This is a genomic window from Paraburkholderia sp. J7 (assembly GCF_905220155.1).
Classification (GTDB): Bacteria; Pseudomonadota; Gammaproteobacteria; order Burkholderiales; family Burkholderiaceae; genus Paraburkholderia.
The window spans coordinates 1-17435 of the sequence record NZ_CAJMYZ010000007.1 but is presented as its reverse complement, the minus strand read 5'-3'; the positions used below and the strand labels follow the sequence as shown (position 1 = coordinate 17435).

The following is a 17435-nucleotide window of genomic DNA, read 5'->3' as shown; positions in this document are numbered from 1 at the left end:
AAGCATAACGCGACGGGGACGGATCGCGCTGCCCGTCCCGGTCACGCGCATATTGCGCGCCGCGCGAAACTCGGGTTTCATACGCGCATTGGAGCCCGAAGCGCGGAGAGCCGATCCATGCCAGCCACGAACCACGCCGTGTGTTTTCACGCCACGCTCGTGCGCGACGTCGACGCGATGACGGCCGCGACCGTGCGCTCGTTCGGGCGTCACACGCACGATCAGTACGGCATTGGCGTAATCGATCGAGGCGGTCATGTCTCGTTGAGCGACGCGGGCCAGGTCGAGGCCGTGCCGGGCGACCTCATCCTAGTCAATCCGGGCGAGGTGCACGACGGCCGCCCGCTCGACGCCGCCGGGCGCACGTGGCGCATGCTGTATTTCGAGCCGCGTTGGGTCGACGCGCTGCAAGCCGACATCACGCAGGGCGACGACGCCGCTTTCGCGCTTCACGCGCCGGTGATCAGGGAGCCGCATTTGCGTGCGCTGTTCGATGCGGCCTTCGCCCACGTCACTGACGAAAACGGCGACCTCTCCCACATGGCTTTCGACGCCGCTACGCTCGAAGTCATGACGCGTCTCGTCGAGGCGCTCGGCCACCGCCGCGCGCTGGCGCAGTGCTCGCCGGCATCGCTTGAGCACGTGCGCGACATGATCGACACCGATCCGGCCCAGCCGTTCTCGCTCGCGCAACTCGCGCAGGCGGCGGGGCTGAGCCGATTCCAGCTCCATCGCGGCTTCCTGCGTGCGTTCGGCGTTGCGCCGCACGGCTACATCCTGCATCGCCGCGTGGCGCTCGCGCGGCGTCTGCTCAAGGCGGGCACGGCGCCCGCGCAGACCGCGCTGGCCGCCGGTTTCTGCGACCAGAGCCACCTGAACCGCGCCTTCGCGCGGCAGTTCGGTGTTTCGCCGGGGCGCTACCGGCTCGCGCGCGCAGCATGAGTCCCATGCGCCTCGAGCGCTGACGCACAACGATCCAAGACGGCGCGCCGTGGTGAGCCTATACAGGCGTATCACCACGAGGAGCGCTCCATGTCGATACGATTGCCGTCGCGCGAAAGCACGCGGCGCTTAACCTTCTCCCCCCGATCCGTCGCCCATTGGCAATTGACGGCGGCCATGCTTACCGTGGGCAGCACGGTCATCGCCAGCAAGGCCATTGGCGCCGGGCTCGATCCGCTGTCCGGCACCGCGCTGCGCTTCGCCATTGCGTTGCCGGTCTTTCTGCTGCTCATGCGTCTGACCGGCACGACCTTTCCGCGTCCTGGCCTGCGCGACACGCTGTTGCTCGTCGCTCAGGCTGCCATTGGCAGCGTCGGCTATACGGTCTTGCTGATCGCGGGCACGCAGCGGACCTCCGCGAGCGACGCCGGCATTATCCTCGGCACGCTTCCCGCCGTGTGTGCGTTGACGGCGGCGCTGGTGCTGGGCGAGCGGCTGCGTGCGAGCACGCTCGTTTCGGTGACGATCGCGAGTTTCGGCGTGGCGATGGTCACGCTCGCGCCCGGGGAACACCGCGATGGCGCGCGCTCGCTCACGGGCGACGCGATGATACTCGGCGCGGTCGTGTGCGAAAGCCTGTTCGTCCTGCTAAACAAACGGCTTTCGCGGCCGTGGCCGCCACTCGCGCAGGCTAGTGCGATGACGGGAATCGGCTTCGTCGTATCGGGCCTGTGCGCGTTACCCGGCTGGCTTGGCGCGGCCCACACCGTGCCGTTGCATGCCGTGCTCGGCGTGGCCTACTACGCGCTCGTGCCGACAGTCGGCGGATTCTGGCTCTGGTACGCAGGCGCGGCGCGTGTGCCAGGCGGCGAGGCCGCGGTCTTCACAGCTGTGGCGCCCGTGTCGAGTGTGGCGCTTGCCACGGTGCTGCTCGGCGAGCCGCTGACTCCCACGCGCGTGCTGGGCCTCGCACTGGTCGTGGCCGCCGTGTTCGCGGTTTCGGGACGCGCACTTTGGGATCGCATCAGCGCGCTGCGCGGCGCGCGCAACAGCAAGGTGTCTTGACTTGGGAGAATGATCGTTCTACATTACGGGCTCGGAGAACGATCATTCTCCCGCTGAAACGAGACTAGCCATGAGCCCGCCCGCTGTAACGAACCCCGAGCCGAACACACAAGCGAACACGGAAGCGCCGCAGCTCGACGCGCGCGCGCGCCTGCTCGACGCCGCCGAGGCGCTGATCTACGCGGGCGGCATTCACGCAACGGGCGTCGATGCGATCGTTCGCACGGCAGGGGCGGCGCGCAAGAGCTTCTACACGTATTTCGAATCGAAGGACGCGCTGGTTGCGGCCGCGCTCTCACGGCGCGACGAACGCTGGATGCGCTGGTTCATCGCCGGTACGCTCGCGCGCGGACGCACGCCGCAGGCACGCCTCATCGGCATGTTCGACGTATTGCGCGAGTGGTTCACGTCTGAAGGCTTTCACGGTTGTGCGTTTCTCAACGCGGCTGGCGAAATCGCCTCGCCCGACGACCCCGCGCGCGTGGTCGCGCGAGAACACAAGGCGCGCCTGCTCGACTTCGTGCGCGAACAAAGCGATGCGTGGGCCGCGAGCGTCGGCGTCGATCGCCGTGTCGCCGCACGCCTCGCGCGCCAATGGCTGATCCTGATCGACGGCGCGATCGGCGTGGCGCTCGTGAGCGGTGACGCCGATGCGGCGCTCGATGCGCGCGCGGCAGGCCGATCGTTGCTCGAAGCCCTCGCGCCAAAAAGCGCTCCCGAATCCCGCAACCGTTCCGAAAGCCGATCTACATTCCGCGCACCATCCCGGCGCGCTGCCCAACGCAAGGAGCAAGACCATGAGTGATTCGCCCGAAGTGCGTCCGCCGCTGCCGCCGTTCACGCGCGAGAGCGCCATGCAGAAAGTGCGCGCCGCCGAAGACGGCTGGAACACGCGCGACCCGCAACGCGTTTCGCTTGCGTACACGCCGCAAAGCGTGTGGCGCAATCGCGCCGAGTTTGTGACGGGCCGCGCGGCGATCGTCGAATTTCTCGCGCGCAAATGGGCGCGCGAACTCGACTATCGCCTGATCAAGGAGCTATGGGCGTACACGGACAATCGCATCGCGGTGCGTTTTGCCTATGAGTGGCATGACGATTCGGGCAGTTGGTTCCGCTCATACGGCAACGAAAACTGGGAATTCGACGCGAACGGCCTGATGGCGCACCGTCACGCATCGATCAACGACCTGCCGATCCGCGAGGCGGATCGCCTCTATCATTGGCCGCTCGGGCGCCGTCCCGACGACCATCCGGGTCTCTCCGACCTCGGTCTCTGACGCTTCGCTTTCATCGGAACGACTCGCGCCGGTGGCACCATGCCAGCGGCGAACGAGTCGCCCGATCCGAGCCAGGGCTCCATTGCGCACGCATCGGGTTGCGGTACAGTTCGTCATTCACCGCGAACCAGCAATCAGAAAACAGACGACCGCCCTCGCGGATCGGCGCAATAAAGGACGGAGAGCCCATGCGGTTTTGGCAGAAGCAAGGTGGCGCAGCAACAAAAACGATAACGGGCGCGGCGACGAAGGCGATAACGAAGGCGACAACGAAAGCGAAGCAAACGAAACGCGGCGCGACTGCTGCTTTGCTGCTCTTGCCGCTGCTGCTGTTCGGCACCGCGCAGTCGGCGCATGCGGCGAACTGGTGTAGTTCGGGCCTGTGGGTGGACGCAATGGTCGGCTCGTACCACATTCATCCCGACAAGGACTTCGAACAGTTCAACCCGGGCCTCGGCATTGAATGCTGGCCAGGCGACACGTGGGCGCTCACGGCCGGCGGTTTTCGCAATTCGCTGCGCCGGCCCTCGTACTATGGCGGCGCGGTGTGGGCGCCCGAATTCCTGCATTGGGGCTTCGTGAGGCTCGCGGCGATGGGCGGCATCATCTCCGGCTACAACTACGGCAACTGGGGCCTTGGCCACGACCATACGATCGGGCCGGTGGTCGCGCCGATCGTGATGGTCGCGTACAAGCGCGTGGGCGTGAACTTCATCGTCATTCCGCCGATACCTTCTGACGATCTTCCCTTCACCATCGGGTTTCAGTTGCGCTTCAAGTTCTAGGGCCCGACGTCCTCCCGCAAACTCTCACCTTTGCTGATAACCTGACGCCTTTGTCATATTGGCGTCAGGCGCGCGCCACGGCCTGACCCTAAGATACGAGCCTTCGCTTTACCGGGCGCGAGACGCGACGCGCTACCCACGTCAAAGGAAAAGGATGAAGAAGTTCACTCGCATGCTGATCGCCGCAGGCGCACTGGCCCTGAGCGCTGGCGCCATGGCGGCCGACGCACCTGAACCCACCTGGTTGCCCGCAACGGCCGCCGCGAGTTTGCAGAATGCAAGTGCGATCGTCGAAGGTGCGAATGGGTCGAACGTGAAGTCGACGCTTTATGTCTTCATGGACCCAAACTGTATTTACTGTCACCTGGTGTGGAAAGCGCTGCAACCGTATGAAGCGGTGGGCCTGCAGGTGCATTGGATTCCTATGGGCTTTCTGAAGGCCGATTCGGCGGGCAAAGCGGCCGCGCTGCTGGAAGCGAAAGATGGCGCCGCGCTGCTCAAGGAACTCGAAACGCACTACTCGGAGAAGGACGAATCGGGCGGTATCGCACCGCTCGCACACATTCCCGCGGCCGACAAGAACAAGCTCGACAACAACATCAAGCTCTTTCAGGACCTCGGTTTCGACGGTACGCCTACGCTGATTTATCAGGGATCGGGCGGCCGCTGGGCCAATGTCAGCGGCTTGCCGAAACTGAACGACCTGCCGGGCATGCTGAATCTGCCCGCGCAACCGATTACCGATGCCGAGCTGAAAAAATATCGTTGAGCGCGTGCGGCGGTGAGTCATTCGCTGCATCGTGAGTTCACCGATACAACGATAGGTGAGGAGTTCCAGGAGTCGAACTCGCTGCGCTCCTCCCGAAAAGCCTCACCTTTACTCTCGCGGGGCGCAAACACCTGCTAGACGATGGCGGAACGTGTTGCAAGGCCGATGGGCGTAGCGAACGTTCGCGCCACGAGGCGGTGCTCGACGATAGCGGACCGGTAGCCAGGCAATTGATTCGGATAGCAAATTAATATACACGCGCCGTTTGGCGGTAAAAATATGTGCGAGGAGGCTTGCGCCGCAATGCTGAGCGCTCTGCGCTTACGGGAACAGCGGTGCCGAAGCACTGCACAAACATGCGTTGCAAGGTGAGCAACGCAAAGAAAACTGAAGGTGAGCATATGCGGGAGAGTGGGCTCACTGCAGTGTGCGGCGCGCGATTTTTCGTCGCACCGTTTCGCACGTCGGCGGCCCGGTTCAGCCCGATGCGGCCCGTGTGAGTTCACGCGAAGGTGAGCGTTTCCGGGAGCGTGAACGCAACGCGAGCCGTTGCTGCGCTGCGGCAGCGTCGCCGCGAGCGGGTTGTGATTCGCGGTATAGTCATTTGCGACAAGAGGGTTCGTTATGCGCCCTGCGCTTCACCGCCACCGCGCGTAAGCGGTCTGCAACGGAGTTTTCCATGGGTATCCTGGACAGGCTTTGGCCGCGCGCCCGCGCGAAGCAGGTGCCGCAATCGCCACAAATCCAGACGCTGATCGAGCGTCTGCTCGTGCTCAGCCCTACGCTCAGGCTCGTGCCCGAGTGGCGCGAGCGGCTTGCGCCGGCACTGGCTCAGTCCGTCGCATACGTGCGCGACGTGGTGGACCGCATGCCGCACGCACACGAAGCGAGCGCCGCTACATGGTCGAGCGACCCCTATATCCACGCTTTTTTCGCTGCGCCCGACGAGGTTGCCCATGTGCTGAGCCGCTCGCCTGAACTGCATGCATGGTTCGAGAGCCATTCGCTTGCGCGCGAGACCTACGCGGTACTCAGCATGGCGCTGAACGAGCGCCGTGCCTTCGGTGTCGAGCAGTATGGCGACGAGGTGCACACCGATGTCATGCAGACTACGCTGAGTTTCGACGACCACCAGGTGCGCGTGTGTGGCGAAACCGAAAGCGAGCTTCGCGAGCAGATCGTGGAGCGGGTTGTCGAGCAGATCGCACTCGAAGGCCTCGCGCAGATCGGCGCCGACGAGTCGCGCCGCGACGTGCTGGAACAGGAGCGCGCGCTCCTCAGAACGCGCCTGCAACTGCTCACGCGTCACGGCGCGGGCACGCAACGCATGCTGGGCGAGCAAGCCACGCAAAACGTCGCCGAAGTGGCGAAGGTCGAGGCGCAGATCGCGCAGAACGAGCGCGAGATCGCCGCGCTCGGCCTGAAGAGCGAAGCGCTCGAACACCAGCTTTCGGTGATCTGCAACGTACTCGCGAATCCCGCGCAGTACACAAACGTCGAAATGCGCGAGATCTGCCTGAGTCCGATGAACGTCCTGCTTCCGAATGGCGGCCCGGACAACAGCGCCTCGATCATATTTCCTCTCGCGCACCTGCCGGCGAGCCCGCAGGGTTTGCGCGCGTTCTCACTGGTGCGCTTCGCGCGCACCGATCTTCAACCGTTGCCGCGCGTGCTCGTCGAAGACAGCCGCTTCATGATCTGAGCGCGGCCGTACGGTCATAGGTGAGAAGATTCGGGAGCGGTGTGCGGGGGATTGCGACGGTTCGTTGACAAAGCATGTCGTCATCACCGTGGCCGCCTGTCTGCCGCGGACGTTTCGTGATCCCGAAGTGCAGGAGAGCCTGGTTCCAGCGCGCAAGATTTTCCTGGTAGTCCCAGGTTAAGGGATGCGAATATTGCCGAGTACCAGGTGTTAGCAATCGAAACCTTGCGCGAGTGAGCGAGAGAGGCGAAGAGGTGAGCGTTTTCGGGACCCGTGAGCAACGGTGCAAAATTGCGCTTCGAATCGCTAACCGTTTAAGCAAAAAGCCCCTTGAAAAGGGGCTTTTTTGTCTTCGACCTCGACATCGGGCCTCGCACTTCGGCGCAAAAGGTGAGCGTTTTCAGGAGTCGTGGGTCAGGCGCCGTGCGCCGGCCAGGCGAGTACGCCGTTCGCGTCGATGGTGAAGCGCAGGTCGTCGGATTGCGCTGCCGGCGCGTCTTCGGCGGCGATATCGAAGGTAACGCCCGCTATCTCGACGGCAACGTAGCGGTCGCCGTGACGCAGCGACGTGCCCGCCATGCGCCCTTGCCACGCGCCCTCCTGCGTCGCGACGAGCGCGCGCGGCGAGACCCGCCACATCACGCGCGAGCCCGCCGCGAGCGACGGATCGGCGCACGGCAGGCGTAGTCCCGTCGGCGTTTCGATCGTGCCGCCCGCTCGCACGATGCCCTCGCCTACATTGTGCAGGCCGAGCAATTCGGCCACGCGCAGCGTGGCGGGCTGCTGGAATACGTCGGCCACGGCGCCCGCCTGCAACACGCGCCCTTGTTCGAGCACGAGCACTTCGTCGGCGAGCAGGGCGGCTTCGTCGGGGTCGTGCGTGACGATCACCGTCACCGCGCCCACCTCGCGCTGCAGCGCCCGCAACGATTGTTGCAGGCGGCGGCGGCGCGGCGTGTCGAGCGCGGCGAACGGCTCGTCGAACAGCAGCAGTTGCGTGTGCCGCGTGAGCGCACGCGCAAGCGCCACGCGCTGGCGCTGGCCGAACGAGAGCTGGTGCGGCAGGCGCTCGGTGAGCGCGTCGAGGCCCAGGTGCGCGAGCCAGTAGCGTGCGCTGGCGGCGTCGGCATCGACGGGAAACGCGAGCTGCTGCGCCACCGTCATGTGCGGAAAGAGTCCGTAGTCCTGCGGCATGTAGCCGATCTGGCGGCGCTCGGGCGCCAGCGCGCCGAGGTCGGTCTTGCCGAGCGTGACCCAGCCCGCGTCATTGCGTTCGAGCCCGGCGACGATGCGCAGCGCGAGCGACTTGCCCGAGCCCGAAGGGCCGATGATCGCGAGCCGGCGGGTTTGCGGCTGCCACGTAACGTCGAGCGTGAACGCGCCGAGGTGCCGGCGCGCCGCGAAGGCGAGACGCAGGTCGGCGCTATCCGATGCGGTGGCGCCTGGCGTGATACTGGTGAGTTCGTCGCCGTTGTCGAGGTTCACCGCCAGCGTCGAGCGCGCGCCACGGCTATAGACGGAAAGCACCGCGCAGATGATCGCAATGCCGAGCGTTGGCAAGAGGAGCGGCATCATCGCTGGCAGGCCCTGGCCGCCGAACACGACATAGGTATAAACAGGCAGCGAATACGGGTGATACGCGACCATCACGGTCGCGCCGAACTCGCCGAACGCGCGCAGCCAGGCGAGCGCGAGCCCCGCGCGGATGGCGGGCCACGCAATGGGCAGCGTGACGCGAAAGAAACGGCTGGCGGCATGATGGCCGAGCGTGGCGGCGACGTCGTCGTACACGGGATCGACGGCGTTGAACGCCGAGCGCGCCGCGACGATCAGGAAGGGCGCGGCCACGAAGGTCTCCGCAAGCACGATGCCCGTGAACGAGTCGGTGAGCGAGCCGCCGAAAAGCTGACCGATGCTGCTATACGGCCCGATCAGAAACAGCAGCAGCACGCCGCTCGTGAGCGGCGGCAGCGCGAGCGGCAACTGCACGACGAAGCCGACGAGCGCGATGCCGCGCGCGCGCGAACGTGCGAGCCAGTAGCCGAGCGGCACGCCGCCCAGCAAGATGACGAGCGTGGCCACGCTCGCGCTCGCCACCGATACGCCGACCGCAGACCAGGTGGCGTGCCAGTCGACGCCGGCCCAGTCCGCCTGGCCGATCTGCGGAATGCTTGCGACGAACGGCGCGCACAGGTAGACCGCGAGCAGCGCGCCGAGCCACCAGAGCGGCTGCGAGCGCTTCACTGCAACGTTCGCAGTAACCTGCGCGGCTTGTGTCATTGCTGTGCGGCGTCGATCACGGCCTGGACCGACGGCGGGATTGCCTGGCCCTGACCGTTGACGGCAGGCTTCGTCACGTCCACGCCGTGCTCGGCGAGCAGCTTGCGGCCTTCTGCCGAAAGCAGAAAGTTCACGAAGCGCGCAGCGCCGGCGCTGTTGGGGGCGTCGTTCAGGATGGTGAGCGTGTAGTTCGCCTTGATCTTCAGTTCGGGCGCGGGGTGGATCGCCGGAATCTTCAGGTCGGAGGTTTCGGTCGAATAGAAGAAGCCCGCGTCGAGCTGACCTGACTGCAGGCGGCCAACGAGCGTTTCTTCCGGCAACACCTGCTCGGGATTATCCGGCGCGCCAAGCGTCTTCTCGACGAGGTCAGGCTGGTTGTACGCCTGCGCGGCCTTCGTCATGAGTTCCACCGTGAAGGCGCCCTTCGGGTCGAGCTTGGGGTCGGTGCGGCCAAGGCGAATGCCCGGTTCCTGCAGCACCTGATCCCACTTCTTCGTCTTGAAGTCGTTGGCGAAACGGCTCTTCGGGTTGTAGCCGATCAAGAGCGGCGATTCGGCGAAATTCACGTACCACGTCACGTGATTGCCGTTGGCCTCGCCCATGAGGCTCGCGTTGACCTTCGGGCTCGCGCTGATGAACACATCGCCGCGGCGCAGCTTGCCCTTTATTTCATTGGCGATCTTGTTCGAGCCCGCTGCATAGCCCTTGAAATGCAGGCCCGTTTCCTTTTCGAACGCGGGGCCCACGCTCTTTTCCATGAGGTTCACGAGCGAGCCTGCATAGAGCACATTGACATCGGATTCGTCGGCGAATGCGTTGGTGCTTGCGCCCATTGCACCCATCACACCGCTCATCACGACGACTGAGGCCACCAGCTTGCGGATAAACATGTTCGACACCCCGTTCGTTATAAAGGCCAATATATTACGATGGACTGCTGTGATCATGTGCTTATCCAAATGGCTATTTTGGCGATCAATGCCTGTGCGCGTCACACTGACACGGCTAAACTGAGGGTCCAGTTCTTTTCCCGGTTCAATGTCCTGTTCAATTGTGGAGGCCCTCATGCGTACCAGCGCCCGTAATCATTTCTCCGGCCAGATCAGCGCGGTCAAGGCCGGCGCCGTCAACGACGAAGTCACGCTGCAGGCCGACGGCGGCCTCGAGATCGTCGCGATCATCACGCATGGCAGCGCCGCTTCGCTGGGTCTCGCCGCCGGCAAGCCGGCCTTCGCGCTCGTGAAGGCATCGTCGGTGATCCTGATGGTCGACGGCGATACGAGCAAGGTGTCCACGCGCAATGTCGTCGCCGGTACGGTTTCGTCGGTCACGAAGGGCGCGGTGAATGCGGAAGTCGTGCTCGCGGCCCCGAGCGGCGCGCAAATCGCAGCCATCGTGACGAACGACAGCGTCGATCGTCTCGGCCTCGCGGCGGGCAAGCAGGCTGCGGCGCTCTTCAAGGCGTCGAGTGTGATCGTCGGTGTAGACGGTTGATGCGCGGCTGCAATCGCACGTGAGCGCGATGAGTGACGAATCCGCTGCGGCGCCGCCGTCGCGCGATTTCGATGCACTGGCCGCGGCGCGCTGTGACGCCCTGACGGGTGCGCCAGCGGCGCCGCGTACGCCGGATGCCTGGCTCTTCGCGCGGCTCGTTGCGGCGCGCGAGGTGCGCGGCGAATTGCCGTTGCTTGGGTTATCGCGCGCGCAGATCGAGGCGCTCGGCGCACGGCATTTCGTGTGTACGGTGACGAATGAAGCGCTGCACGCGCACGCGGTGACAGAGGCGTCGCACGCCGCATTCGCCACGGCAATGCATGCCTTTCTCGTTGCGCTTGCCGCGCCGCAAGCCAACCCCGACGACGTGCGTTGCCTCGCTGCAATCATTGCCCACGCGTGTCTGCGGCCCGATCATCTTTGGCGCGATCTTGGCCTGCGTGGCCGCGACGACGTGACACGCATGCTGGAGCGCTTTTTCCCCGAAGTCGTGGCGCGCAACGTGGAAGGCTTGCGCTGGAAGAAACTGCTGGCGCGCGAACTCGCGCGGGCATCGGGCACCACGCCAGGTCCTGCGCCTGGCTGCCCCGGCTGCGAGGACTTCGGTTTCTGCTTTCCCGCCGGGCGTTAGCCGTCCAGGGGAGCGGCGCGCGGCACGCATCGTGTATGCTTGCGCGCATGACCAAGTCCCCCAATGATCAACCGCGTACCGACGCTCCCGCGACCGCACAGGCGCAGAAACCGGCTGAACCCGAAGTGCGTTTTCGCATGCGCATCATTCAGGACGGCACGATCGCGCTCGGGCCAGGCAAGGTGTCGCTGCTCGAAGCCGTTCGCGAGCATGGCTCGATCTCGGCTGCGGCGCGCAGCATGAACATGTCGTACCGGCGCGCGTGGCTGTTGATGGACGAACTCAACCGCGCGCTGGAGTCGCCAGCCACGGTTTCGGAGCATGGCGGGCAGAGCGGCGGTGGCAGCATGCTCACGCCGGTCGGCGAAGAAATCGTGCGCCTGTATCGCAGCATCGAGGCGCGCGCCGCAACGGTTTGCGAGTCCGAGATCGAGGCGCTCGTCAAACTCATCAAAAGCTGAGCTGGTGTAACGCGGCGGCGCACTGCCGCCAGCGTCAGGCGCTTAGCCGTGGCGCAAGCAGAAACGCGAGACGGGCACCGCGGTGAGCGTGGGCGTTGCGTTCGCATGCAGCCGCACCATCAACTCGACGAAGCTGGCAAGGCTTGCCGTGCGCAGCGGGTGCCACGTTACCTGATGCCGTTCGCACACGCGCTTGAGCGTGCTCATTGAATCGTGGTCGATGCAGTCCACGGGAAACACCGCCAGATCCGCGTTCGCAAGCGCCGCTGCGAGCAGCCCCTTGCGATCCTCCACGCCGCCGTCGTGCACCGTCAGTTCGCCTCCCGCCGACTCCACCCAGCGCCTGAGGGCGTGATTCGAACCGGGCCTGCCACCCACGTAGACGATGCGGCGGCCCCTGAGCGCATTCTCGGGAAGCGCGTGTTGGGCCTGTGGGTCTTCGTGCGCTTGCGTTGTCTGCTCCATGGCGTGGACTTCGGCGCGCAAGGCGTCGATCAGCGCATGGGCTTCGTCGAGTTGCGCGCGCAGCGTGTGGAGCGCGGCGGCGTCGGCATTCGCGCGCTGCTCGGCGATTTCGCGGCGGCTCGTATGCAGCGCGACCCTCGCGTCGCGTGCCGCGAGCGCTTCCTGCAGCGCTTCGAGCTGCGCCTGCTGCGGCGTTGTCTCGCGCTGCGCCGCCAGTTGCGCGGTTTGTGCATCGAGGGCATGGCGCGCCGCGTCGCGTTCACGGCTCATCTCGTGCAGACGCGCCTGCTGGCGCTCGATCCTGGCCTGTAGTTCGGCGTTCTCGGCTTCCAGCGCCACGAGGCGGCGCAAGTCGGCGCGATTGGCGGCGCCAACCAGGTGCGAGAGCATGTGCAACTCGCCGAACGCGGCCTGGCGCACTTCCATCGTCGTGACCGGATGTGTCATCAGCGCCCAGTACGCAGGCGGAATGTCGCCGTTCGCGAGCGATTCATTCCAGAGCGCGAGCACGGCCTGTGCGTCGCGCGCAGTCGCGAAACGGCGCAACGTGCCTGCATAGCGCGTGTCGAGCGCTTTTTGCAATGCCTTGGCGCCCGCGCCGCCTTCTATCGCCAGCTCGACCGCGGCATGGTGGATCTCGAGATCGCTCGCGTGCTGGGCGTCGAGCCGGGCGAATTTCGGGACGAGCTTGCGCAGCTCGTGCGTGCTCAGGCAGGTGCCGATGATGGAGCAGTGCAGATGGGCGTCGAGTTCGGCCAGGCGCGTGCGCTGCCGCGCGCGGGCGAGTTCGGCTTGCGAAGGGCCGCAGCAGTCTGCGCTTCCCAGGGCGCGCAGTGTGGTCTCTTCGGCAGGAGTGCCGCCCGGTGTGCGGGCGAGGCGGAACGGCGGTGCGTGCATGGTGACCTCTGATCCGGTGCGCGACACGGGGCTGTGCATGGGCGTACGCGGCGAGCGTGCCTCGACGCGGCCACGCGCCTCCGGCTGCTCACGCCTTCAGCGCAATATACCATGGAATATAACGACTATCGGCTGTCGGCCGGGCGTGCGCTTCAGGCGGCAGGTTCGCGCACGAGCGCCGTTGCAACAGCGGTGACGGCGATGGCTTTGGCTTTGGCTTTGGCGACAGAGCGGTCCGCCACCGCCTCGCACGCATGCGCTTCGGAACGCGCATTGGCCGCGTTCGCGTGCTGCGCGAGGACATGCTCGACGCCGAGTCCGACGAAGGCGGCATCGAGCCGCTCGAGTTCGGCCACGGTGCTGCGCAGCGCTTCGGTATCGAGACAGAATGCGTCGCTGAAAAGCGCATCGCGCGTCTTGTCGAGGCGCCGCGCGTCGCGAATGGCGCGCTTGAGTTCGCGCTGGCGGGCGAAGCGGGCAAGATCGATGCGCCGCGAGAGCGCGAGAAGGAGCGGCTGCAGCGAAGCGCCGACGTGTGCCGCGTGAGCACCGCCAGCGCCGCCGTCGCCGCGCGCGAGCATGTGCTCGAAGCGCTCGATGCTGTTGCGCAACCGCCGGAACGCGTCGATCACGTCGCGGATCAATTCCGCGCGCTCGTGCCCCGACGCGGGACGCAGCGTGGTGATCGTGGCTGCGAAGCCGTCCGCGCCGGATGGCGCGGGTGCGCCACGCGCCTGCGATATCGATGTTGCGCTTACGAGGCGCCGACCACTCGCCACTTGCGGCCTCCGTCTGCTGGATGTTCGTTCGTTGTATTCTATAGGATATAACGATTTAGAGACGCAGCGCATGAATCGCACGGCGTCATGTTTCTGTGGCGCCAGGCCGTATGAACTAAAATCGCCGTTTTGCGCCTCGCTTTTGCCTGGTTGCGCACGCACCCGATTTTTTGCTTTTTCCCGCTGTTCAATGACCACACCCTCTCCCGAGGCGGCGTCCGACGACCCGCCCAGTCTTTCGCGCAATCGCGGTTTCCAGCGCTTCTATGGCGCGCGCGTGCTGTCGTCGCTCGCGTTCCAGATGCTCGCCGTCGCCATGGGCTGGCACATCTACGCGCTCACGCATAGCGCGTTCGCGCTCGGTCTCGTCGGCCTCGCGCAGTTCCTGCCGATGTTCTGCCTCACACTCGTCGTCGGCCACGTGGCGGACCGCTACGACCGCAGACGCATCGCGTCCGTATGCCAGCTCATCGAATGCGCCGCCGCGCTGACCTTCGCGGCCGGCACGATCGGCGGCTGGCTGAGCGCGCCGCTCATTTACGTGCTCGCCGCGTGCGTGGGCGCGGCGCGCGCGTTCGAGTCGCCCGCCATTTCGTCCTTGCTCCCGGGCGTCGTGCCGCGCGCACAACTCCCTAATGCAACCGCCTGGTCGACTTCGGCGAACCAGACCGCGAACATCGTCGGCCCGGCGCTGGGCGGGCTGCTGTACGGCATCGGCGCGACGCCGGCCTACGCGGCCTGCTCGCTCGCGTTCGCGGCGGCGGCCGCACTCTCGGGCACGATTCCGATGCGCGCAAAACCGCCCGCGCGCACGCCTGTCACGCTCGAATCGGTGTTCTCGGGCATCGCGTTCATCCGTTCGCAGCCCGTCATTCTCGGCGCGTTGTCGCTCGATCTGTTCGCGGTGCTGTTCGGTGGCGCGACGGCACTCTTGCCGGTGTTTGCGCGCGACATCCTGCACGCCGGGCCCATCGCGCTCGGGCTCTTGCGCTCGGCGACGGCCGCGGGCGCGCTGGCGGGCTCGATCTGGCTCGCGCACTTTCCGCTGCGGCGCCGGCCGGGCCTTGCGATGTTCGGCGGCGTGATCGTGTTCGGCTGCGCGACGATCGCGTTCGGGCTCTCGCACAACATCGTCGTGTCGCTGATGGCGCTGGCGGTGCTGGGCGCCTCGGACGTGGTAAGCGTGGTCGTGCGCACGTCGCTCGTGCAGTTGCGCACGCCCAACGAAACGCTCGGCCGCGTGAGCGCGGTCAATTCGCTTTTCATCGGCACATCGAACCAGCTTGGCGAGTTCGAATCGGGGCTCACGGCGGGCTGGTGGGGTGCGCAGCGCGCCGTCCTCGTGGGCGGCGTGGCGACGATCTGCGTTGCGCTGCTATGGATGCGGCTCTTTCCGGCCCTGCGCGACACGCGCTCGCTCGAACGCGAAGAAACACGCGCCACCGCGAGCGCGAACTAGGGCCTGTTCATACGCGCGCCGCGGCCTGCGGCGCGCCGTCCCGCCGATGCCGCGCGCCGGTGTTTGCCGTTATCCTTTCTCCGGGGCCCGCTCGCAGCGAGCCACCGTTTCGCTCGTCCACCCGTCAAGTCATGCATTCATTGACCATCGCCCCGAGGAGCGCCGCATGCGCGTAGGCCGTCCCGTCAAGGCGTTGCCGCAGCCACTGTGCGATTACTGCGGCGCGAAAGCGGTGCTCGCGCGCTTTGCCGACGAAGCCTACCCGTACCGCGACGATCACGGCCCGCTGTGGGTCTGCACGCCCTGTGAGGCCTGGATCGGCGTGCCCGCGCGTAGCACGCGCAACGTGCCGCTCGGCCGGCTTGCCAACGCCGCCCTGCGCGACGCCAAGAGCCGCCTGCACGACGCGCTCGAACCGCTGGTGGCCGCGAAGATGCGGCGCGACAAGGTCAACGCCTTCGAAGCGCGCGGCAAGGCTATCCGCTGGCTGGGGGAGGAACTGGGTTTCGACCTGCCCAATCCGTCGATTCATCTCCTGACGCTCGAGCAGTGCGAGCAGGCCATCGCCCATATCGAGGCGTTCATGGCCGCGCGGCGCGGGCAGGCCGGCGGCGAGGTTGGGGGCGAGGGCAGCCCGCGCTAAAGCGCTGTCACCGCGGGGCCACGGTCAACGTGCCGTCCGTTCGCCAGCCGATGCGCGGCGCATGTCTGTCACTGATCGTTACATTCGATTTGCGCCTCGACGCTTAACCTTCGGCGCGGCGTGCCGTTATTGCACGGAACAGACTCTTACTTGCCCTTCCATGGCCAGGACCATCCCTTTTCCGCAGCGCTCGCAAGCCGGTCGCCCCCGACGCAGCAAGTCGATGCTGCTGCCGATCCCGCACGCGGTCGCCAACGAACTCGCACTGCAAGTGCATCTCGCGCTCGCTGCGATCCGCCGAGGCGGCACGGGCGACGACGCACGCGCCTTGCTCCATGCACACGTGCTCGCGCAATCGATTGCGGAGGCCGGATACGGCGTTCTGGAACCGGAAAAGGTGCGCTCGGCCGATGCCGCGCTGATCGCCTGCTTCGAGTGCGGCAACACGGGCGGCGGCTGGCAGCTGGACGAAGCGGGTTTCGAGGCGGTCGCGCAGCTCGTGGCGGTATACGACCGGCAGTTGCAAAGCGCGCCGCTGTGGGCGTTGACCGAGGCAAGCGAGCGGCTCGAGCGCATGGGTGCCGGCGAAACCAGCCAGCAGGCATTGCGCAAAAGCGCGTAATGTGGGCGCGGCGGGTATGCGCATTGCGGCCGGGTTGAGGCAGTAAGCAGGAGGGTGAAGTGAACGATCCCTGTTTTTGAGAGGCGAGCGGATCGACGCGATTGGCAGCGCAACGGATGGCGCAATTGACGCCGCGATTCGCGCCACCAGCCGGCGCTGTGGCGACATTGGCACGAGATTTGACGCCGGACGCGAATCGTGTTGACTTCGGACAGGTGGCGCGCCTAAAATTCGCCCGTCTTAACAAAAGGGGCTGACGCCTTGGACAGTAGCAGTTGTCGATCTTCGAACAGTTTCGCTGCCTGACCGGCAGGACGTCCGCGCTCCCTTTCTTTCAGCCGCCGTCTTGCCAGCCAGGCAGATGGTGCGCGTCTAGCAGTAAATCCTCGTGCACTCTTGATTAGCGTCGACCGACGCCGCAGCGACTCGAACGTATCGAGCGTCGCGGATGGCCGACATCGCGCCGTAAGCCCGCCCTGATCGACGCGCGCTTGCGGCACGGTTCGTTCGTTGCGCCCTCTTGCGCGACGCGCGGATCGACACATGCGCGCCTGCCAGGCGCTTCGCGTTCGGGCCACCGGCTCGAGGCAAGCGCCCGAGGCCAGCCGCCGTGACGATAAGGAGTTCCGATGTCTGACAGTGACAGTTATCCGTTATGCCGCTTCCTTTTGAATTGCACTGAGGAAAGCGGGCAGACGCGAGCCGCCGCGCGCTGAAAGATTGCGCTCTGCCGGGTCTGCTGGCTTTCCTCCCCGATGCGTCCCCTGTGACGCCAGGAGAACCAGTATGAACTTCGGCCTTCTTTTGCCGCACCTGTCGCAACTGCAGCACACGCAGCACTCCCTCCATCCCGATGTGCTCGGCGCGCGTGAGCGCGCGAGCGCGCCGCCGCCCTGCCGGGAATCGCGACTCGCCGCGCGCTGGCGAGACTTGCGAGCGCGCGTGTTTCGGGTCTGAATCAGACGAGATGTACACGAACCCCCGCGCGTATGCCGAGCCGGTCCGGCCGGCCATACGCGCCGCGCGAGGGGTTCGCGCAATAAACCAAACGCCGGTGCTTCGACATGAACCAGTTCAACCACACATTGCGAACGACCCGCCGCGCAGCGCGCGCCTGCGCCGGGGCGCTCGCGCCCACGCTTGTACTCGCTAACGGAGGCCGCT

At 66.0% G+C, this 17435-nt stretch carries 18 protein-coding genes; 14 read left to right on the top strand and 4 right to left on the bottom strand.

Annotated elements, in window-relative coordinates:
- Positions 1-117 precede the first annotated feature (117 nt).
- From U5A58_RS13270 to U5A58_RS13240, 7 genes are all read left to right on the top strand, one after another.
- Positions 118-942, top strand: a complete 825-nt coding sequence (locus U5A58_RS13270) for an AraC family transcriptional regulator (RefSeq protein ID WP_321961761.1) — start codon at positions 118-120, stop codon at positions 940-942.
- 90 nt (positions 943-1032) lie between these two features.
- The gene (locus U5A58_RS13265) at positions 1033-2007 is read left to right on the top strand and encodes a DMT family transporter (RefSeq protein WP_321961760.1); all 975 of its coding nucleotides are present in this window, start codon (positions 1033-1035) and stop codon (positions 2005-2007) included.
- Between the two features lie 70 nt (positions 2008-2077).
- Positions 2078-2812: a TetR/AcrR family transcriptional regulator gene (locus U5A58_RS13260; protein ID WP_321961759.1), complete on the top strand. Its 735-nt coding sequence runs from the start codon at positions 2078-2080 to the stop codon at positions 2810-2812.
- Positions 2805-3284: a DUF1348 family protein gene (locus tag U5A58_RS13255; RefSeq protein ID WP_201699544.1), complete on the top strand. Its 480-nt coding sequence runs from the start codon at positions 2805-2807 to the stop codon at positions 3282-3284. Before U5A58_RS13260 ends, U5A58_RS13255 begins: the two co-directional genes overlap by 8 nt.
- Before the next feature lie 188 nt (positions 3285-3472).
- Positions 3473-4069 (top strand): hypothetical protein, encoded by a 597-nt coding sequence (locus U5A58_RS13250; RefSeq protein WP_321961758.1) that lies wholly within the window; start codon positions 3473-3475, stop codon positions 4067-4069.
- Positions 4070-4223: 154 nt separating this feature from the next.
- Entirely contained in the window at positions 4224-4838 is a 615-nt protein-coding gene (locus tag U5A58_RS13245) for a thioredoxin fold domain-containing protein (protein WP_321961757.1), read from the top strand.
- 679 nt (positions 4839-5517) lie between these two features.
- Positions 5518-6540, top strand: coding sequence for a hypothetical protein (locus tag U5A58_RS13240; RefSeq protein ID WP_321946024.1), 1023 nt, complete (start codon positions 5518-5520; stop codon positions 6538-6540).
- Positions 6541-6954: 414 nt separating this feature from the next.
- Here U5A58_RS13240 and U5A58_RS13235 read toward each other — a convergent pair whose 3' ends face one another.
- Together U5A58_RS13235 and U5A58_RS13230 are read right to left on the bottom strand one after the other, a co-directional pair.
- Positions 6955-8820, bottom strand: a complete 1866-nt coding sequence (locus tag U5A58_RS13235) for an ATP-binding cassette domain-containing protein (protein ID WP_321961756.1) — start codon at positions 8818-8820, stop codon at positions 6955-6957.
- Entirely contained in the window at positions 8817-9710 is an 894-nt protein-coding gene (locus tag U5A58_RS13230) for an extracellular solute-binding protein (protein ID WP_415764436.1), read from the bottom strand. The genes U5A58_RS13235 and U5A58_RS13230 overlap by 4 nt, the downstream gene beginning before the upstream one ends.
- 175 nt (positions 9711-9885) lie before the next feature.
- Here U5A58_RS13230 and U5A58_RS13225 point away from each other — a divergent pair, with 175 nt between their 5' ends.
- From U5A58_RS13225 to U5A58_RS13215, 3 genes are read left to right on the top strand one after another with little or no spacing between them, the layout of a single operon-like run.
- Positions 9886-10314, top strand: coding sequence for a TOBE domain-containing protein (locus U5A58_RS13225; RefSeq protein WP_321961755.1), 429 nt, complete (start codon positions 9886-9888; stop codon positions 10312-10314).
- 28 nt (positions 10315-10342) lie between these two features.
- Complete coding sequence (locus U5A58_RS13220) at positions 10343-10945, top strand: nitrogen fixation protein NifQ (RefSeq protein WP_321961754.1); 603 nt, start codon at positions 10343-10345, stop codon at positions 10943-10945.
- A gap of 47 nt (positions 10946-10992) precedes the next feature.
- The gene (locus tag U5A58_RS13215) at positions 10993-11406 is read left to right on the top strand and encodes a winged helix-turn-helix domain-containing protein (RefSeq protein WP_415774219.1); all 414 of its coding nucleotides are present in this window, start codon (positions 10993-10995) and stop codon (positions 11404-11406) included.
- Positions 11407-11448: 42 nt separating this feature from the next.
- On the opposite strand, the gene U5A58_RS13210 is transcribed toward U5A58_RS13215, so the two are convergent.
- Both U5A58_RS13210 and U5A58_RS13205 read right to left on the bottom strand, forming a co-directional pair.
- Positions 11449-12768 carry a DUF2325 domain-containing protein gene (locus tag U5A58_RS13210; RefSeq protein WP_321961753.1) on the bottom strand — a complete coding sequence of 440 codons (1320 nt, stop codon included), beginning with the start codon at positions 12766-12768 and terminating at the stop codon, positions 11449-11451.
- A gap of 152 nt (positions 12769-12920) precedes the next feature.
- On the bottom strand, positions 12921-13547 hold the full coding sequence (locus U5A58_RS13205; protein ID WP_321961752.1) for a hypothetical protein: 627 nt from the start codon (positions 13545-13547) through the stop codon (positions 12921-12923).
- Positions 13548-13737: 190 nt separating this feature from the next.
- Between U5A58_RS13205 and U5A58_RS13200 the strand changes: the two genes are divergently transcribed.
- The 4 genes from U5A58_RS13200 (at position 13738) to U5A58_RS13185 (ending at position 17228) form a co-directional block, all read left to right on the top strand.
- Positions 13738-15006, top strand: coding sequence for an MFS transporter (locus U5A58_RS13200; RefSeq protein WP_321961751.1), 1269 nt, complete (start codon positions 13738-13740; stop codon positions 15004-15006).
- Between the two features lie 166 nt (positions 15007-15172).
- On the top strand, positions 15173-15649 hold the full coding sequence (locus tag U5A58_RS13195; RefSeq protein ID WP_321911763.1) for a zinc-finger-containing protein: 477 nt from the start codon (positions 15173-15175) through the stop codon (positions 15647-15649).
- Between the two features lie 223 nt (positions 15650-15872).
- A complete protein-coding gene (locus U5A58_RS13190) occupies positions 15873-16271 on the top strand; it encodes a hypothetical protein (protein WP_321961750.1) in 399 nt (132 codons plus the stop codon).
- A gap of 786 nt (positions 16272-17057) precedes the next feature.
- Entirely contained in the window at positions 17058-17228 is a 171-nt protein-coding gene (locus U5A58_RS13185) for a hypothetical protein (RefSeq protein WP_321911765.1), read from the top strand.
- The last annotated feature ends 207 nt before the right edge of the window (positions 17229-17435 follow it).